General features: G+C 75.2%; 16 protein-coding genes and 1 pseudogene. All 17 read left to right on the forward strand.

Annotated features, from left to right (window positions below; all coding sequences use genetic code 11):
- Positions 1-74: 74 nt before the first annotated feature.
- A complete protein-coding gene (gene rpmI / locus D450_RS0119725; RefSeq protein WP_017540382.1) occupies positions 75-266 on the forward strand; it encodes a 50S ribosomal protein L35 in 192 nt (63 codons plus the stop codon).
- 70 nt (positions 267-336) lie between these two features.
- A complete protein-coding gene (rplT, locus tag D450_RS0119730; protein ID WP_017556880.1) occupies positions 337-717 on the forward strand; it encodes a 50S ribosomal protein L20 in 381 nt (126 codons plus the stop codon).
- A 20-nt stretch (positions 718-737) separates the two neighbouring features.
- Positions 738-1571 (forward strand): TrmH family RNA methyltransferase, encoded by an 834-nt coding sequence (locus tag D450_RS0119735; protein ID WP_017540384.1) that lies wholly within the window; start codon positions 738-740, stop codon positions 1569-1571.
- 138 nt (positions 1572-1709) lie between these two features.
- Positions 1710-2792, forward strand: coding sequence for a sensor histidine kinase (locus tag D450_RS0119740; RefSeq protein WP_017540385.1), 1083 nt, complete (start codon positions 1710-1712; stop codon positions 2790-2792).
- 94 nt (positions 2793-2886) lie between these two features.
- Complete coding sequence (pheS, locus tag D450_RS0119745) at positions 2887-4005, forward strand: phenylalanine--tRNA ligase subunit alpha (protein ID WP_017540386.1); 1119 nt, start codon at positions 2887-2889, stop codon at positions 4003-4005.
- On the forward strand, positions 4005-6500 hold the full coding sequence (gene pheT, locus D450_RS0119750) for a phenylalanine--tRNA ligase subunit beta (RefSeq protein ID WP_017540387.1): 2496 nt from the start codon (positions 4005-4007) through the stop codon (positions 6498-6500). The genes pheS and pheT overlap by 1 nt, the downstream gene beginning before the upstream one ends.
- Positions 6501-6869: 369 nt before the next feature.
- Positions 6870-8090, forward strand: a complete 1221-nt coding sequence (locus tag D450_RS0119755; RefSeq protein WP_017540388.1) for an aminotransferase family protein — start codon at positions 6870-6872, stop codon at positions 8088-8090.
- Between the two features lie 52 nt (positions 8091-8142).
- Positions 8143-8613: a MarR family winged helix-turn-helix transcriptional regulator gene (locus D450_RS0119760; protein WP_017540389.1), complete on the forward strand. Its 471-nt coding sequence runs from the start codon at positions 8143-8145 to the stop codon at positions 8611-8613.
- Between the two features lie 44 nt (positions 8614-8657).
- Positions 8658-9965: an NAD(P)/FAD-dependent oxidoreductase gene (locus tag D450_RS0119765; RefSeq protein WP_241483220.1), complete on the forward strand. Its 1308-nt coding sequence runs from the start codon at positions 8658-8660 to the stop codon at positions 9963-9965.
- A gap of 104 nt (positions 9966-10069) precedes the next feature.
- Positions 10070-11101, forward strand: coding sequence for an N-acetyl-gamma-glutamyl-phosphate reductase (gene argC / locus D450_RS0119770; protein ID WP_017540391.1), 1032 nt, complete (start codon positions 10070-10072; stop codon positions 11099-11101).
- 44 nt (positions 11102-11145) lie between these two features.
- Complete coding sequence (gene argJ, locus D450_RS0119775) at positions 11146-12297, forward strand: bifunctional glutamate N-acetyltransferase/amino-acid acetyltransferase ArgJ (protein WP_017540392.1); 1152 nt, start codon at positions 11146-11148, stop codon at positions 12295-12297.
- A complete protein-coding gene (argB, locus tag D450_RS0119780) occupies positions 12294-13202 on the forward strand; it encodes an acetylglutamate kinase (protein ID WP_017540393.1) in 909 nt (302 codons plus the stop codon). The genes argJ and argB overlap by 4 nt, the downstream gene beginning before the upstream one ends.
- Positions 13199-14394 (forward strand): annotated as a pseudogene (locus tag D450_RS30665) (acetylornithine transaminase). The gene argB and the pseudogene D450_RS30665 overlap by 4 nt, the downstream one beginning before the upstream one ends.
- Positions 14394-15335: an ornithine carbamoyltransferase gene (gene argF / locus D450_RS0119790; protein WP_017540394.1), complete on the forward strand. Its 942-nt coding sequence runs from the start codon at positions 14394-14396 to the stop codon at positions 15333-15335. The pseudogene D450_RS30665 and the gene argF overlap by 1 nt, the downstream one beginning before the upstream one ends.
- Positions 15332-15871, forward strand: coding sequence for an arginine repressor (locus tag D450_RS0119795; protein ID WP_017540395.1), 540 nt, complete (start codon positions 15332-15334; stop codon positions 15869-15871). The genes argF and D450_RS0119795 overlap by 4 nt, the downstream gene beginning before the upstream one ends.
- Before the next feature lie 35 nt (positions 15872-15906).
- Entirely contained in the window at positions 15907-17316 is a 1410-nt protein-coding gene (argH, locus tag D450_RS0119800) for an argininosuccinate lyase (protein ID WP_017540396.1), read from the forward strand.
- 144 nt (positions 17317-17460) lie between these two features.
- The coding region (locus tag D450_RS30670) for a nitrate- and nitrite sensing domain-containing protein (protein WP_039820699.1) at positions 17461-17899 on the forward strand (439 nt) is incomplete at its 3' end.

Here is a 17899-nt window from a genome sequence, read left to right on the forward strand (position 1 = left end):
TGCCGGGCCGTCCCCCGGACGGCCCGGCACCCGGCGTGCGCACACCGGTACAACGAGTAGGAGACGACGGCGAGATGCCGAAGAACAAGTCGCACAGCGGTGCCAACAAGCGCTTTCGCGTGACCGGGACCGGCAAGATCATGCGCCGCCGCCCCAACAAGAACCACCTCATGGAGCACAAGGCCTCCAAGCGCACCCGCCGCCTGGACGGCGTGGTGGAGATGGCGCCCGCCGACGCCAAGAAGATCAGGAAGCTGCTGGGCTGAGCCCGGTCGCGTTCGGACGTAGACGAAGCGGTGGCGCGGTGAGCGTCACCGGATACCCTGAGGAGTCACAGTGGCACGCGTGAAGCGGGCACTCAACGCCAAGAAGAAGCGCCGGGTCATTCTCGAGCGGGCCAGCGGCTACCGCGGCCAGCGGTCGCGCCTGTACCGCAAGGCCAAGGAGCAGATGCTCCACTCGATGACCTACTCCTACCGGGACCGCAAGGACCGCAAGGGCCAGTTCCGCCGCCTGTGGATCCAGCGGATCAACGCCGGTGCCCGCGCGAACGGCCTCACCTACAACCGGTTCATGCAGGGCCTGAAGGCCGCCGGCATCGAGGTCGACCGCCGCATGCTCGCCGAGCTCGCGGTCAACGACCCGGCCGTGTTCGGCACGCTGGTCGAGACGGCGAAGAAGCACCTGCCCGCCCCCGCCTCCAAGGCCGCGGCCTGACCCCGGAGCACGGGACCGTGATGGCGAGCCACGAGTACACGAGCGTCCGCTCCCCCCGGATCAAGGGGGCTCGTCGGCTCGCCAAGCGCGCCTTCCGCCAGCGCGAGCGGCGCTTCCTGGCGGAGGGCCCGCAGGCGGTGCGCGAAGCCCTGGCCCGCCCCGGCGGGGTGGCCGAGCTGTTCGCCACCGCCGAGGCCGCCCGCCGCCACGACGACCTGGTCACCGCCGCCTACGCCGCCGAGGTGCCGGTGCACCGGGTCAGCGCGGAGGTGATGGCCGAACTGGCGCAGACGGTCACCCCCCAGGGGCTGGTGGCCGTCTGCCCGTTCGTCGACGTGCCGCTGGAGCGCGTGCGCGGCGCCCGCCTGGTGGCCGTGCTCTCGCACGTGCGCGACCCCGGCAACGCCGGCACCGTGCTGCGCACCGCCGACGCGGCCGGAGCCGACGCGGTGGTCTTCACCGACGCCTCGGTCGACCCCTACAACGGCAAGTGCGTGCGGGCCTCGGCCGGGAGCCTGTTCCACCTGCCCGTGGTGGTGGGCGCCCCGGCCGCCGAGGCGGTGGCGCTGCTGCGCGAGGAGGGCGCCGCGGTCTGGGCCGCCGACGGCGAGGGCGGGGCCGACCTGCACACCACCGCCGACGCCGGGGGCCTGAGCGGCCCGGTGGCCTGGGTCTTCGGCAACGAGGCCTGGGGGCTGCCCGCGCAGACCGTGGCCCTGACCGACGGGGCGGTGAGCGTGCCGATCTACGGCGGGGCCGAGAGCCTCAACCTGGCCACCGCCGCGGCCGTGTGCCTGTACACCACCGCCCGTGAGCAGCGCCGCCCCGGCCGGGGCGATGCGCAGAGCGCGTAAACCCCTGCGCGACCCGTGATCCGGGTAGCGCCACGACTTGCCCGCGCCCCTGCCCCAGCCGCTACGCTCGGTCCATCACGGCAGATGACCCTCGGTGACACCGGGGGAGGGCGGCGCCGCCGCCAGGTCGTTGCGAGGGTGCGGGAGGCGGTCGTGGACGGCGACCAGAGGGCGGGGACCGCGGCACCGGCCGCCGTGGCCGCCGACGACCTGCCGGACGGCCTGCTCGTCGCCGACGGCGCCGGGCGCGTGGTGGTCTTCAACCGGATGGCCGCCCGGCTCTGCCGCACCGACCCCGACGCCGCGCTCGGCCGTGACCTGCGCGACGTGCTCCCGCTCGCCGACGCCGACGGCCGCGACTGGTGGAAGTGCTCCGACCCCTACGGCGGCCTGCGCACCCGCACCCGCCAGCCCGAGCGCCGGCTGCACCTGGGCGACGGGCGCGAGGTCTTGATGAGCGCCCGCTACGTGCGCGCCCGCCCGGCCGGACCGCTGGCCCGGCTGGTGGTCACGCTGCGCGACGCCTCCCCGCGCGAGCGCGCCGACCGCGGCCGCGCCGACCTGGTCTCCACCGTCGCCCACGAGCTGCGCTCCCCGCTGACCAGCGTCAAGGGGTTCACCGCCACCGTGCTGGCCAAGTGGGACCGGCTCACCGAGCGGCAGAAGATCTTCATGCTGGAGACGGTCAACGCCGACGCCGACCGGGTCACCCGGCTGATCACCGAGCTGCTCAGCGTCTCGCGCATCGAGTCCGGCCGGCTGGAGGTCCGCCGCGCCGTGGTCGACCTGCCCGAGCGGGTGCGCAAGGTGGTCGCCGGGCGGATCGCCGGCGGCGAGGCCGCCGACCGGTTCCGGCTGCACGTGGCCGGCGCCCTTCCCGAGCTGTGGCTGGACGCCGACAAGATCGAGCAGATCCTGTCCAACCTGGTGGAGAACGCGGTACGGCACGGCGCTGGTACTGTCACCATAGTGATCGAGCCGCATGAGGAGGGAGCAGCCGTGTCGGTGCGCGACGAGGGCACGGGCATTCCGCCCGAGGCCGTGCCGCGCGTGTTCCGCCAGTTCTGGCGCTCCCGGCGCCGCGGCGGCACCGGCCTGGGGCTGTTCATCGTCAAGGGCCTGATCGAGGCCCACGGCGGCGCGATCACCGTCGGCCGCGCCCCCACCGGCGGCGCGGAGTTCCGATTTACCGTGCCCGCCGGCGCCCCCGAGTTCGCCTGAGCGGACCGGCGCCAGCAGCGGGCCCCGTCCCAGCAGTGACTGCTCCTTGTCGGCCAGAGCCCGCCGCCGCGGCGGGCTGCGAGGCGAAAGAACCATGTCTGCACCCAACAACTCCTATGACCCGGTCGAGGTGACGCCCCTCCACCCCGACGAGGTCGCCCAGATGCTCGACGCGGCCCTGGCCGCGATCGCGGCGGCCGACTCCCTGGAGGCCCTGAAGGAGGCCAAGGCCGCGCACGCCGGGGACCGCTCCCCGCTGGCGCTGGCCAACCGCGAGATCGGCGCGCTCCCCCCGGCCGCCCGGGCCGAGGCCGGAAAGCGGGTGGGCGGCGCGCGCAAGCGGGTCGGCCAGGCGCTCAAGGACCGCCAGGCCGAGCTGGAGGAGGAGCGCGACCGCCGCGCCCTCACCGAGGAGGCCGTCGACGTCACCCTGCCCACCGGCCGTGCGCCGCGCGGGGCCCGCCACCCCATCACCACCGTCGCCGAGCGCATGACCGACATCTTCGTGGCCATGGGCTTCGAGGTGGCCGAGGGGCCCGAGGTCGAGGCCGAGTGGTACAACTTCGACGCCCTCAACTTCCTGCCCGACCACCCCGCGCGCACCATGCAGGACACCTTCTTCGTGCAGGCGCCCTCGGGCGGGGAGTCCGGGCAGGTGCTGCGCACCCACACCTCCCCGGTACAGGTGCGCGCCCTGCTCGCACGCGAGCTGCCGGTGTACGTGGTCGCCCCCGGCACCACCTTCCGCACCGACGAGCTGGACGCCACCCACACCCCCGTCTTCCACCAGCTCGAAGGGCTGGTCGTGGACGAGGGCATCACCATGGCCCACCTGCGCGGCGCGATCGACGCCTTCGTGGAGTCGATGTTCGGCGGCGGCCTGAAGACCCGCTTCCGGGCCTCCTACTTCCCCTTCACCGAGCCCTCGGCCGAGGTCGACATGGAGTGCTTCGTGTGCCGGGGCGCCTCGGTCGGCGACCCCGACCGCCCCTGCCGCACCTGCTCCTCGGAGGGCTGGATCGAGATCGGCGGGTGCGGCGTGGTCAACCCGCGGGTGCTCACCGCCGCCGGCGTGGACACCGACCGCTACAGCGGCTGGGCCTTCGGGCTGGGCATCGAGCGCACCCTGATGTTCGCCCACGGCGTCGAGGACATGCACGACATGGTCGAGGGCGACATCCGGTTCACCTCGGCCTTCGGGATGGAGATCTGATGCGCGTCCCCCTTTCCTGGCTGCGCGAGTACACCGACCTGCCCGAGGGCACCTCCGCCCGCTCCCTGGCCGCCCGGCTCATCGAGGCCGGCCTGGAGGTGGAGACGGTCGAGTCCGTCGGCGCCGGCATCACCGGCCCCCTGGTCGCCGGGCGGGTCCTGGAGATCGAGGAGCTCACCGGGTTCAAGAAGCCCATCCGGTTCTGCCGGGTGGACGTGGGCGCGGCCAACGGCACCGGCGAGCCCCAGGGCATCGTCTGCGGCGCCCGCAACTTCGCCGAGGGCGACCTGGTCGTGGTGGCGCTGCCCGGCGCCGAGCTGCCCGGCGGCTTCGCCATCGGCGCCCGCACGACCTACGGCCGCATGTCCGAGGGCATGATCTGCTCGGCCTCGGAGCTGGAACTGTGGGAGGACCACGCCGGCATCATCGTGCTGGATCCGGGCACCGCCGAGCCCGGCGCGGACGCCTTCGGCTTCCTGCCGCTGCGCGAGGACGTGCTCGACATCGCCGTCACCCCGGACCGCGGCTACGCGCTGTCGGTGCGGGGCGTGGCCCGCGACGCCGCGGCGCTCTACGGCACCGCCTTCCGCGACCCGGCCGAGGCCGTCGACGTCACCGCCGCCGCGGGCGGGGGCCACCCCGTCGAGCTCGACCCCGAGCTGTGCCCCAGGTTCGTCCTGCGCACCGCCCGCGGGTTCGACCCGGCCGCGCCCACTCCGGTGTGGATGAAGCGGCGCCTGGCCCTGTGCGGGGTGCGCCCCGTCTCGCTGGCGGTCGACATCACCAACTACGTGATGATGGAGCTCGGCCAGCCCCTGCACGCCTGGGACGGGGAGCGCCTCCAGGGCGCCCTGCGGGTGCGCGCCGGCCGCAAGGGCGAGTCGCTGGAGACGATCGACCACGTCAAGCGGAACCTCGACCCCGACGACATCGTCATCGCCGACGACCGCGGACCGGTCGGCATCGGCGGGGTGATGGGCGGCGCCGATACCGAGGTCGGCGAGGACACGCGGCACGTCGTCATCGAGGCCGGGCACTTCGACGAGGCCCGCATCGCCCGCACCTCCCGCCGCCACCAGCTCTCCTCGGAGGCCTCCCGCCGCTTCGAGCGCGGCGTCGACGCGGCCCTGCAGCTCCGGGCCGCCACCCGCGCCGCCGGCCTGCTGGCCGAACTCGGCGGCGCGCACGTGGAGCCCGGCTACACCGAGGCCGGGCCCGGCACCGAGCCGGGCCCCGTCGCCCTGGACGCCGCCCACCCCGGGCGGGTCGCCGGGGTGGACTACCCGCGCGCGGCCGTGGTGCACCGGCTGGAGCAGGTGGGCTGCGCCGTGCGGGCCGACGGGGACGCGCTCACCGTCACCCCGCCGTCCTGGCGGCCCGACCTGACCGACCCCAACGACCTGGCCGAAGAGGTCGTCCGCCTGGAGGGGTATGCGAACATCCCCTCGGTGACCCCGCGCGCCCCCGCCGGGCGCGGGCTCACCCCGTCCCAGCGCACGCGACGCGCCGTGGGGCGGGCCCTGGCCGCCTCCGGGCACGACGAGGTGCTGTGCTACCCGTTCGTCGGCGAGCGCGACCTGGAGGGGCTCCAGATCGAGGCCGGCGACCCGCGCCGCACCTGCGTCCGGCTGGCCAACCCGCTCAACGAGGACGAGCCGCTGCTGCGCACCACCCTGCTGCCGGGGCTGCTCAAGACCCTGGTGCGCAACGTGGGGCGGGGCATGCCCGACGTCGCCCTGTACGAGACCGGGCCGGTGTACCTGCCCCGGGAGGGCGCGCCCGAGCGCGCGCCGCTGCCGGGGGTGGACCGCGCCCCCACGGCCGAGGAGCGGGAGGCCCTGGACGCTGCCCTGCCCGACCAGCCGCTGCGCGCGGCGACCGTGCTGGCCGGGCGGCGCGAGCCCGCCGGGTGGTGGGGCCAGGGCCGCGAGGCGTCCTGGGCCGACGCCGTGGAGTCGGCCCGGGAGGTCGCCCGCGCCGCCCGCGTGGAGCTGGTGGTGCGCGCGGCCCGGTACGCGCCCTGGCACCCGGGGCGGTGCGCCGCCCTGTACGCGGTCACCGGCGGCGGCGAGGTGCTCGTGGGGTACGCCGGTGAGCTGCACCCGCGGGTGGTGAAGGCCTACGGGCTGCCGCCGCGCACGGTCGCCATGGAGATCGGCCTGGACCCGCTGCTGGAGGCCTCCGCGCCGCCGGCGGCGCCGCGCGTGTCGTCCTACCCGGTCGCCATCCAGGACGTGGCCCTGGTGGTGGGGCAGGACGTCCCGGCCGGACAGGTGGAGTCCGCGCTGCGCTCCGGCGCCGGTGAGCTGCTGGAGGACGTGCGGCTGTTCGACGTGTTCACCGGGGAGCAGGTGGGCGAGGGGCGCAAGTCCCTGGCCTACACCCTGCGGCTGCGCGCCGGCGACCGCACGCTGACCGCCGAGGAGGCCGCGGCCGTGCGCGACGCGGCGGTGGCGGCCGCCGCCGAGCGGACCGGCGCGGTGCTGCGCGGCTAGCGCGACACGCCCGTCTCCCGCACCTGGCCTACGGTCCGGTGCGGGATTTTTTTGGTCCCGTATGCCCTGGTAGGAAGGGGTTTTATGAAACAGGTCGGAGGGTAGCGTGAATGCCTGGCGTAAATCCGGGGAGTATTCCTTGTTTCGTCTCTTGAACCGGGGGCGCGCCCGGCCTTAACCTGCAGGCACCTGCCGCGACCCGGGCTCGCCGGACCCTCGCGGAACAGCTGTTTCACTCGGCGTTCTCGCGTGCTCGCCGCACGCACGACGTGGTTCGGAGGTCGGTTTATGACCGAAACAGTGGTTTCGTTTGCCCGCGACCAGCACACGCTGCGCGAACCCGGGCGCTTCTGGCACACCTTCAGCGATATGCACCGGGTCAGTCAGGGCCCGAAGTTCATGGTCGCCCGCGCCGAGGGCGTGTGGCTCTGGGACGAGTCCGGGGACCGCTACCTCGACGGAACCGCGAGCCTGTGGTACTGCAACGTCGGCCACGGCCGGGCGGAGATCGCCGAGGCGGTGCACCGCCAGATGACGGTGCTGGACGCCTACACCGTCTACAACGACTTCGCCAACGCCCCGGCGATCGAGCTCAGCGAGCGGCTCGCCGCGCACGCCCCGGTGGCCGACCCCCGGGTGATCCTCACCTGCGGGGGCGGGGAGTCCATCGAGACCGCCGCCAAGCTGGCGCGGCGCTACTTCGCGGCGCTGGGCGAGCCCGGGCGCACCCACCTGATCTCGCGCACGGGCGGTTACCACGGCCTGCACGGCTTCGGCACCGGGCTGATCGGCATGGACCGCTTCCGCGAGGGGTTCGGGCCGACGGTGGAGGACGCCTCGGTGGTGCCGCACGACTCGGCCGCCGCCCTGGAGCAGGAGATCCTGCGGGTGGGGCCCGATCGGGTGGCCGCCTTCTTCGCCGAGCCGGTGATCGGCGCCGGCGGGGTGTACGCGCCGCCGCCGGGGTACTTCGAGGAGGTCTCCCGGATCTGCCGCCGGTACGGGGTGCTGTTCATCGCCGACAGCGTGATCTGCGGCTTCGCCCGGATGGGGGACTGGTTCGGGATCGAGCGCTTCGGCGTGCGCCCGGACATGATCGTCTTCGCCAAGGGGGTGACCAGCGGGTACCTGCCGCTGGGCGGGGTGATCGTGGACGGCCGGATCGCCGAGCCGTTCTGGAGCAACCCGGGCAACCCGTTCCACCACGGCACCACCTACGCCGGCCACCCCTCCTGCTGTGCCGCGGCCCAGGCCAACCTGGACATCCTGGAGCGGGAGGACCTGTTCACCGTGGCCCGGGAGATCGAGGTGCAGCTGGAGTCGGCGGTGCGCACCCTGGAGGACCACCCGCTGGTGGCCGAGGTGCGGGCGGGCACCGGCGTGATGGCGGCGGTCAAGCTCACCGAGGAGGCCGCCGAGCGCGGGGTGACCACCCCCGAGGTGTTCGCCGAGGCCCGCGCGCGGGGGGTGGTGGTACGCGCCATCCCCGACGCGCTGCTCATCTCGCCGCCCCTGGTGATCACCTGGGAGCAGATCGAGCACCTGGTGGCCACCGTGCGCGGGGCCCTGGACGCGGTCGCCGCGCGGTAGCCGGCGGCAGGTATGCTTTCCACAGAGATATTTCTTAGGAAGAAGTTCATCTGTGGAAAGTGACACACGGGGGACGGACGCGCCCGGCGACGACGAGCTGATCACCGCCTGGGGACTGGTCCACGAGGCGCTCAGGGACATCGACCCGCTCCTGCTCAAGGGCATCGACCCGAGCGGCGGCGACATGGCCGGGCCCTGGTTCGAGGTCCTCGTCCGGTTGCAGCGCTCGCCGGGGCAGCGTCTACCGATGAGCAGGCTCGCCCGCGAGGTGAGCCTGAGCAGCGGCGGATTCACCAAGCTCGCCGACCGGCTGGCGCACAAGGGCTACCTGGCCCGCGAGGCCTGCCCCACCGACCGGCGGGTGGTCTACGCCGTGCTGACCCCGCAGGGCCGGGCCCTGGCCGACGAGGCCAAGGCCCGCCACGCGGCCCTGCTGCGCGAGCACGTGCTGGCGGTGCTGGGCGCCGACGGGGTCCGGCGGCTGTCCGCCCTGGCCCGCGCCCTGCGGGACGCCGCCCGATAGCCTGGCCCGGCACGGCACCACCCAGGGCTCGGAGGGGCGGCCCGATGAGATTGTTCGCGAGCGCGGCCGAGATGCGCCGCGTCCCCCGGTCGGAGGGGTTCCGCAACGGGGGAGTGGCCTACTGGTACCGCGAGGAGGGGCCCCCGGAGCGGCGCGCACCGCTGCCCGGGGACGCCGAGTACGACGTGTGCGTGGTCGGCGGCGGGCTGACCGGCCTGTGGACCGCCTACTACCTCGCCGAGGCCGACCCGGGCACGCGGGTGGCGGTCCTGGAGCGCGAGTTCGCCGGGTTCGGCGCCGCCGGGCGCGGGGCCGGGCTGGTCACCGCCGGCTTCCCCGGGCCGCGCGAGGAGCTGGCGCGGCGCCGCGGCAAGGGCGCGGTGATCGCCCTGCAGCGCGCGCTCATGGCCGCCGTCGACGAGGTGGTCGCGGTCGCCGAGAAGGAGGACCTGGACGCCGGCGCGGTCAAGGGCGGCATGCGCACCCTGGCGGCCGACGCCGCCCAGCGCGAGCGCCTGGACGCCGACGTGGCCCGCCTGCAGGAGTGGGGGTTCTGGCCCGAGGACCTGCACGTGGACGAGCAGGGGCGCGCCTACACCCCGCACGCCGCCCTGGTGGACCCGGCCCGCCTGGCCCGCGGCCTGGCCGAGGCCGCCGAGCGGCGCGGCGTGGACGTGTTCGAGCGGACCCCGGTCACCGGCGTGGTCCCCGGCGGGCCCGGAGGCCCGTCGGTGACCACCCCCTTCGGCACCGTCCGTGCGCGCAGGGTCGTCCTGGCCACCGAGGGCTTCGGCGGCCCGGGGGCCCCGGCCTGGCCCGCCGAGTCCTGCGCGGCGATCGCCACCGAGCCGCTGGAGGAGCGGCTGTGGGAGGAGATCGGCTGGGACGGCGGCGAGGCCCGGGCGGACGCCGCGCAGCGGCCGGTGTTCGCCCGCCGCACCCCGGACGGGCGCATCGCCCTGGGCGGGCGCGGGACGCTGCCGCGCGGCGGCGCGCACGGGCAGGCGGGCACGGCGCCGCCGCAGGCCATCGCCGAGCTGTGGCGGGCGCTGGCCGGGATGTTCCCGGCGGCCGCGGAGGTCCCCGTCGCCCATGCCTGGAGCGGGCCGGTGGGCGCCCCGGCCGACCGGGCCCCGGTGCTGTGGCTGGACGAGGCGACCGGGGTGGCGGTGGCCGGCGGGTACGGCCGCTCCGGCATGGCCCTGGCCAACGTGGCCGGGCGGGCCCTGCGCGACGCGGTGCTGGAGCGGCGCGGCTGGATGGCGCGGCTGCCCTGGTCCGGGCCGGACGAGGCGCGGGTGCCGCGGCTGCACCGGCTGGGTCGGCGGCTGTCCCGCGGCCTGGGGCGGTGAGACGCGCGCCACACCGATATTTTATGCAGCCAGTTGCATAAGATTTCAATCATCCGGCATGATGGACCCCGTCGGCGAGGAAGACGCGGATCGGGGGAAGCGCCATGGGGTACACGGCGGCCGTGGCCGGAGCCAGCGGCTACGCCGGGGGAGAGGTCCTGCGGCTGCTGCTGGGCCACCCCTCCATCGAGATCGGCGCCCTGACCGCCGGCGGCAGCGCCGGCACACGGCTCGGCGAGCACCACCCCCACCTGGCCCCGCTGGCCGACCGGGTCCTGGCCGACACCGACGCCGCCGCCCTGGCCGGACACGACGTGGTCTTCCTGGCCCTGCCGCACGGCAGGTCCGCCGAGATCGCCCGCGCGCTGGGCCCCGACGTGCTCATCGTCGACTGCGGCGCCGACTTCCGGCTCACCGACGCCGGCGCCTGGGAGCGGTACTACGGCACCGAGCACGCCGGCGCCTGGCCCTACGGCCTGCCCGAGCTGCCCGGCGGCCGCCGGGCCCTGGCCGGCGCCCACCGCATCGCCGTGCCCGGCTGCCACGTCACCGCCGTCACCCTGGCCCTGCTGCCCGCCCTCGCCGAGGGCCTGGCCCGGCCCGAGGACCTCACCGCGGTCTCGGTCACCGGCGTCTCCGGCGCCGGCAAGGCCCCCAAACCGCACCTGACCGGCAGCGAGACCATGGGCTCGGCCGCCCCCTACGGCACCGCCGGAACCCACCGGCACAACCCCGAGATCGTGCAGAACCTGACCGCGGCCGCCGGCGCCCCGGTCACCCTGTCCTTCACCCCGGTGCTGGCCCCCATGCCCCGCGGCATCCTCGCCACCTGCACCGCCCGCCTGGCCCCCGGCGCCGACACCGCCGCCCTGCGCGCCGCCTACGGGCGACGATACGGGGCCGAGCCCTTCGTGCACCTGCTCCCCGAAGGGCAGTGGCCCGCCACCGCCATGACCCTGGGCGCCAACACCGCGGCCGTGCAGGTCGCCGCCGACCCCGACGCCGGACGGCTGGTCGCCTGCACCGCCCTGGACAACCTGGCCAAGGGCACCGCCGGCGGCGCCGTGCAGAGCGCCAACATCGCCCTGGGCCTGCCCGAGACCGCCGGACTCACCACCGCGGGCGTCGCACCCTAGCGGCCGCCCCGGCACCGCGCCCCATCCACCTGAAAGGTCCCGCCGTGAGCGTCACCGCACCCCGCGGCTTCCGCGCCGCCGGCGTCGCCGCCGGACTCAAGCCCGACGGCGCCCGGGACGTGGCCGTCGTCGTCAACGACGGCCCCTCCCGCGCCGCCGCCGCCGTGTTCACCGCCAACCGGGTCAAGGCCGCACCCGTGCTCTGGTCGCAGCAGGTCGCCAAGGGCGGCCGGGCCCGCGCCGTGGTCGTCAACTCCGGCGGCGCCAACGCCTGCACCGGCCCGCCCGGGTTCCAGGACACCCACGCCACCGCCGAGCGCGCCGCCCACGCCCTGGGCGACTCGGCCGCCGAGGTCCTGGTCTGCTCCACCGGCCTGATCGGCGAGCGCCTGCCCATGCCCGAGCTGCTCGGCGGCGTCGACCTGGCCGTGGCCGAGGCCGCCCGGGACGGCGGGCTGGCCGCCGCCGACGCCATCCGCACCACCGACACCGTCGCCAAGATCGCCTTCCGCCGCGGCTCCGGTTACACCGTCGGCGGCATGGCCAAGGGCGCCGGGATGCTCGCCCCCGCCCTGGCCACCATGATCTGCGTGCTCACCACCGACGCCGAGCTCACCTCCGAGCAGTGCGACCGGCTGCTGCGCGCCGCCACCGCCCGCACCTTCGACCGCGTCGACGCCGACGGGTGCATGTCCACCAACGACACCGTGGTGCTCATGGCCGGCGGCGCCGCGGGCACCGCCCCCGACGAGGAGGAGTTCGCCGCGCTGCTCACCCAGGTCTGCGACGACCTGGCCGGCCAGCTCATCGCCGACGCCGAGGGCGCCACCAAGGCCATCGCCGTCGAGGTGGTCGGCGCCGCCGACGAGGAGGACGCACTGCTGGCCGCCCGCGCCGTGGCCGGCAACGCCCTGTTCAAGTGCGCCGTGTTCGGCGAGGACCCCAACTGGGGGCGGGTGCTGGCCGCCGTGGGCACCACCGCCGCCGCCTTCGACCCCGACGAGCTCAACGTCGCCATCAACGGGGTGTGGGTCTGCCGCAAGGGCGCGGTCGGCGACGACCGCTCCAAGGTCGACCTGAGCGGACGCGACGTGTCCGTCACCGTCGACCTGTCGGCCGGGGGCGCCGCCGCCACCGTGCGCACCACCGACCTGACCACCGCCTACGTGCACGAGAACTCGGCCTACAGCTCATGAACTCCCGCAAGCAGGCCCTGGACAAGGCCACCACCCTCATCGAGGCGCTGCCCTGGATGAGCCGCTTCCACGGACGCACCGTCGTGGTCAAGTACGGCGGCAACGCCATGACCGACCCCGAGCTGCAGGACCGGTTCGCCGAGAACATCGTCTTCCTGCGCTACGCCGGCCTGCGCCCGGTCGTAGTGCACGGCGGCGGCCCGCAGATCAAGGCCCACCTGGAGCGGGTCGGCCTGGAGAGCACCTTCGCCGGCGGGCTGCGGGTGACCACCCCCGAGACCATGGACATCGTCCGCATGGTGCTGGTGGGCCAGGTGAACCGGGACATCGTCGGCCGCATCAACCGGCACGGCCCCTTCGCCGTCGGACTGTCCGGCGAGGACGCCCGCCTGATGACCGCCGAGCGCAAACCCGCCGTGGTCGACGGCGAACCGGTCGACATCGGCATGGTCGGCGAGGTCACCGGCGTCGACGCCGGCGTGCTGCACACCCTGCTCGACGACGGCCGCATCCCGGTGGTCTCCAGCGTCGCCCGCTCCGGCGAGGGCGTCTACAACGTCAACGCCGACACCGCGGCCGCCGCCCTGGCCGCCGGGCTCGACGCCAGCAAGCTCATCATGCTCACCGACATCGAGGGCCTGTACGCCGACTACCCGGCCTGCGAGGAGCTGATCAGCCGGCTCACCGCCGCCGAGCTGGAGCGGCTGCTGCCCGGGCTGTCCACCGGCATGGTGCCCAAGATGGAGGCCTGCCTGCGCGCCGTGCGCGGCGGCGTCCCCCAGGCCCACGTCCTCGACGGGCGCACCCCCAACTCCCTGCTGCTCGAGGTCTTCACCAACGACGGCATCGGCACCATGGTCGTCCCCGACGACGCCCCCCACGACGTGTTCGGAGGCCCCGCATGACCGCAGAGCGCACCCGCGCCCTCCAGGAGCGGTTCGCCAACGCCCTCATGCCCACCTACGGCGTACCGCCCGTGGCCATCGCCCGCGGCGAGGGCGCCCGCGTGTGGGACGTCGACGGCCGCCCCTACCTCGACCTCATCGGCGGCATCGCGGTCAGCGCCCTGGGCCACGGCCACCCCGCCCTGGTCAAGGCCGTCGCCGACCAGACCGCAGCGCTCGCCCACACCTCCAACCTGTTCCTGCACGAGCGCGAGGTCGAACTGGCCGAGCGCCTCATCGCCCTGCTCGGCGACCCCGGCGCCCGCGTCTTCCTCGCCAACTCCGGCACCGAGGCCAATGAGGCGGCGCTCAAACTCGCCCGCAAGGCCGCCGGCCCCGCCCGCCCCGTCCTGGTCGCCACCGAGAACGGCTTCCACGGGCGCAGCCTGGGCGCCCTGGCCGTCACCGGCAAGGAGTCCATGCGCGCCCCCTTCGGCCCCTACGGCACCGAGGTGCGGTTCGTGCCGCACGGCGACGCCGAGGCGCTGCGCGCCGCCGTGGACGACACGGTCGCCGCGGTCATCGTCGAACCGGTCCAGGGCGAGGCCGGCGTCGTGCCAGCCCCCGACGGCTACCTGGCCGCCGTCCGCGAGACCTGCGACGCCGCCGGCGCCGCCTTCGTCCTCGACGAGATCCAGAGCGGCATCGGCCGCACCGGCCACTGGTTCGCCCACCAGGCCCAGGGCGTGCGCCCCGACGTGCTCACCCTGGCCAAGGGCCTGGGCGGCGGGCTGCCCATCGGCGCCTGCGTCGGCTTCGGCCGCTACGCCACCGCCTTCGCCAAGGGCGACCACGGCTCCACCTTCGGCGGCAACCCGGTCGCCGCGGCCGCCGCCCTGGCCGTGCTCGACACCGTCGAGAACGAGGACCTGCTCGGCAGCGCCGCCCGCACCGGCGCCGCCCTGGCCGAGGGGATGCGCGCCACCGGCCACCCCCTGGTGGCCGGGGTGCGCGGGACCGGGCTGTGGCTGGCCCTGGTCCTGACCGCCGAGCGCGCCGCCGAGGTCCAGGCCCGCGCCGCCGACCACGGCTTCCTCATCAACGCCGTGGCCCCCGACGCCCTGCGGCTCCCCCCCCCCCCGACCCCCNCCCGGAGCAGGCCGCCTCCTTCACCGGCGCCCTGCCCGCGATCCTCGACGAGGTGACCCCGTGATGCGCCACTTCCTCCGCGACGACGACCTGACCCCCGACGAGCAGGCCGCCGTCCTCGACCTGGCCGACGCCCTGAAGAAGGACCGGTTCTCCCGGCGCCCCCTGGAGGGCCCCGAGACCGTCGCGCTCATCTTCGACAAGCCCTCCACCCGCACCCGCGTCTCCTTCGCCGTGGGCGTGGCCGACCTGGGCGGCGCGCCCCTGGTGATCGACGCCCAGGGCAGCCAGATGGGCCGGGGCGAGCCCATCGCCGATACCGCCCGGGTGCTGGAGCGCCAAGTCGCCGCCATCGTCTGGCGCACCTTCGCCCAGGAGGGCCTGGAGGGCATGGCCGCCGCCTCCTCGGTGCCGGTCGTCAACGCCCTGTCCGACCGCTTCCACCCCTGCCAGATCCTCGCCGACCTGCAGACCGTCCGCGAGCGCAAGGGCCGCCTGGCCGGGCTCACCCTCGCCTACTTCGGCGACGGCGCCAACAACATGGCCCACTCCTACCTGCTCGGCGGCGCCGTGGCCGGCATGCACGTGCGCATCGCCGCCCCCGAGGGGTACCGGCCCGACGCCGACGTGCTGGAGCGCGCCCGGCGGACCGCCGCGCGGACCGGCGGGTCGGCCGAGGTCCTCACCGACGCCCGCGCCGCCGCCGACGGCGCCGACGTGCTGGCCACCGACGCCTGGACCTCCATGGGACAGGAGGGCGAGGCCGCCGACCGCGTCGCCCCCTTCCTGGACTTCACCGTCGACGACGCCCTGCTGGAGGCCGCCGCCGACGGCGCCGTGGTGCTGCACTGCCTGCCCGCCTACCGCGGCCAGGAGATCACCGCCCCGGTCCTCGACGGCCCCGCCTCGGCGGTGTGGGACGAGGCCGAGAACCGCCGCCACGCCCAGAAGGCCCTGCTGTGCTTCCTGCTGGAGGCCGCGGGGGGCCAGGGGCGGCGACGATGACCGCCGACGGCGGCGCCGCGCCCATGACCAAGGCCGCCCGGCACGCCCGCATCACCGAGGTGCTCACCCGCAACGACGTGCGCTCCCAGGGCGAACTGGCCCGGCTGCTCTCCGACGCCGGCGTGCAGGTCGCCCAGGCCACCCTCTCGCGCGACCTGGACGAGCTGGGGGCGGTCAAACTGCGCACCGCCGGGGGCGACCTCATCTACCGGCTGCCGGGGGAGGGCGGCGAGCGCCTGCAGCGCGCCGGCGCCGAAGGCCTGGACCTGGCCGCCGCCGCGGGCTCGCGCGTCACCCGGCTCGCCGAGGAGCTGCTGGTGTCGGCCGAGGCCTCGGCCAACATGGTCGTGGTCCGCACCCCGCCGGGTGCGGCCCAGTTCCTCGCCTCGGCGATCGACCACACCGACTTCCAGGCCATCCTCGGCACCATCGCCGGCGACGACACCATCCTGGTCGTCTCCCGCGACCCCGCGGGCGGCGAGGACCTCGCCTCGGCCCTGCTCCGGCTGGCCGACCGCAAGACCGCACCGAACTGAACCGCACTGGCCCGCACTGAGCAAAGGACCCGACCGTGTCCGTCACCCGCCTGTGGGGAGGCCGCTTCGCCGGAGGCCCCTCCGAGGCCCTGGCCCGCCTCTCCGACAGCACCCACTTCGACTGGCGCCTGGCCCGCCACGACATCGCCGGATCGCGCGCCCACGCCCGCGTGCTGCACGCGGCCGGGCTGCTCACCGACGCCGAGCTGGAGGGCACACTGGCCGGGCTGGACCGCCTGGAGGCCGACGTGGACTCCGGCGCCTTCACCCCGGTGCCCGAGGACGAGGACGTGCACACCGCGCTGGAGCGCGGCTTCATCGAGCGCGTCGGCCCCGAGCTCGGCGGGCGGCTGCGCGCCGGGCGGTCCCGCAACGACCAGATCGCCACCCTGGTGCGGATGTACCTGCGCGAGCAGGCCCGCGCCGTCGCCGGCGAACTCCTGGACCTGGTCACCGCCCTGACCGACCAGGCCGAGGCCAACCTGGGCGTGCCGATGCCGGGCCGCACCCACCTGCAGCACGCCCAGCCGGTGCTGCTCTCCCACCACCTGCTCGCGCACGCCTGGCCGCTGCTGCGGGACGTGGAGCGGCTGGCCGACTGGGACCGCCGCGCCGCCGTCTCGCCCTACGGCTCCGGTGCGCTGGCCGGCTCCTCGCTGGGCCTGGACCCCGAGGCCGTCGCCGCCGACCTGGGCTTCCCCGCCTCGGCGGAGAACTCCATCGACGCCACCGCCGCCCGCGACGTGGTCGCCGAGTTCGCCTTCGCCGCGGCCATGACCGGGGTGGACCTCTCGCGCATCTCCGAGGAGGTCATCCTCTGGGCCACCAAGGAGTTCTCCTTCGCGATCCTGGACGACGCCTTCTCCACCGGGTCGTCGATCATGCCGCAGAAGAAGAACCCCGACGTCGCCGAGCTCGCGCGCGGCAAGTCCGGCCGTCTCATCGGCGACCTGGCCGGCCTGCTCAGCACCCTCAAGGGCCTGCCGCTGGCCTACAACCGCGACCTGCAGGAGGACAAGGAGCCGGTGTTCGACGCCGCCGACACCCTCCTGCTGCTGCTGCCGGCCTTCACCGGGATGGTCGCCACCCTGCGCTTCGACGGCGCGCGCATGGCCGAACTGGCCCCGCAGGGCTTCTCCCTGGCCACCGACGTCGCCGAGTGGCTGGTGCGCCGCCGGGTCCCCTTCCGCGAGGCGCACGAGATCGCCGGGGCGTGCGTGCGCCTGTGCGAGGAGCGCGGCGTGGACCTGCCCGACCTGACCGACGAGGACTTCGCCTCGGTGTCGGAGCACCTCACCCCGCAGGTGCGCGAGGTGCTCACGGTGGAGGGCGCGATGGCCTCCCGCTCCGGCAAGGGCGGCACCGCCCCCGCCCGGGTCCGCGAGCAGCTGGACCGGGTCCGCGCGTCGGTGCGGGAGCTGCGTGCCTTCGCCGAGACCGGCTGAATTCGCCGAACGCCCCTCCCCGGCGGCCCCCATGCGGTAGCGTCCTGAGTCCGTGGGCACCACGGGTGGCCTCCCCTGTGCGGATCGTGAAGGCGCCGATCCCGCAGGGGGGCCGACGCGCAGCCCGCACGGGGGAGGAGACCGATGGGGCAGTCGGGGGGCGCCGATCGCGGCATCAGGGCGCAGCTGAACAGGATCGTGCTGATCCCCAGCGTGACGTTCCTGGCGCTGTTCGCGGTGCTCAGCGCGGTGACCCTGACCCAGGCGGTCTCGCTGCGGCTCGCCTCCCGCGATGCCCGCGAGGCCGTCCACCTGCAGCAGGTCCTGACCGAGCTGCAGCGCGAGCGGCGCCTGGCCGCCGAGCACCTGGCCGACCCCGGCCCGGGCGCGCTGGAGGCCTTCCGCCGCCAGACCGAGACCACCGACGCGGCCGTGGAGCGGATGGAGGAGTCCGGGGCCCGGTTCACCGGCTCCCGGCACGCCTCGGTCGCCGAGCGCGCCTCCTCCTTCCAGGCCGCCCTGGGCGGCCGCGGCGAACTGCGCGACGGCGTCACCGCCGGCGACCTCGGCGCCTCGGCGGGCG

Source organism: Nocardiopsis halophila DSM 44494 (assembly GCF_000341245.1).
Taxonomy (GTDB): domain Bacteria; phylum Actinomycetota; class Actinomycetes; order Streptosporangiales; family Streptosporangiaceae; genus Nocardiopsis_A; species Nocardiopsis_A halophila.

Excerpts from the sequence above, each read along its gene's own strand:
- D450_RS0119795 (WP_017540395.1), top strand. The coding sequence starts at position 15,332 with ATGACCGCCGACGGCGGCGCCGCGCCCATGACCAAGGCCGCCCGGCAC.
- rpmI (WP_017540382.1), top strand. The coding sequence starts at position 75 with ATGCCGAAGAACAAGTCGCACAGCGGTGCCAACAAGCGCTTTCGCGTG.
- pheS (WP_017540386.1), top strand. The coding sequence starts at position 2,887 with ATGTCTGCACCCAACAACTCCTATGACCCGGTCGAGGTGACGCCCCTC.
- argB (WP_017540393.1), top strand. The coding sequence starts at position 12,294 with ATGAACTCCCGCAAGCAGGCCCTGGACAAGGCCACCACCCTCATCGAG.
- D450_RS0119735 (WP_017540384.1), top strand. The coding sequence starts at position 738 with ATGGCGAGCCACGAGTACACGAGCGTCCGCTCCCCCCGGATCAAGGGG.
- pheT (WP_017540387.1), top strand. The coding sequence starts at position 4,005 with ATGCGCGTCCCCCTTTCCTGGCTGCGCGAGTACACCGACCTGCCCGAG.
- argC (WP_017540391.1), top strand. The coding sequence starts at position 10,070 with ATGGGGTACACGGCGGCCGTGGCCGGAGCCAGCGGCTACGCCGGGGGA.
- argF (WP_017540394.1), top strand. The coding sequence starts at position 14,394 with ATGCGCCACTTCCTCCGCGACGACGACCTGACCCCCGACGAGCAGGCC.
- D450_RS0119755 (WP_017540388.1), top strand. The coding sequence starts at position 6,870 with ATGCACCGGGTCAGTCAGGGCCCGAAGTTCATGGTCGCCCGCGCCGAG.
- D450_RS0119765 (WP_241483220.1), top strand. The coding sequence starts at position 8,658 with ATGAGATTGTTCGCGAGCGCGGCCGAGATGCGCCGCGTCCCCCGGTCG.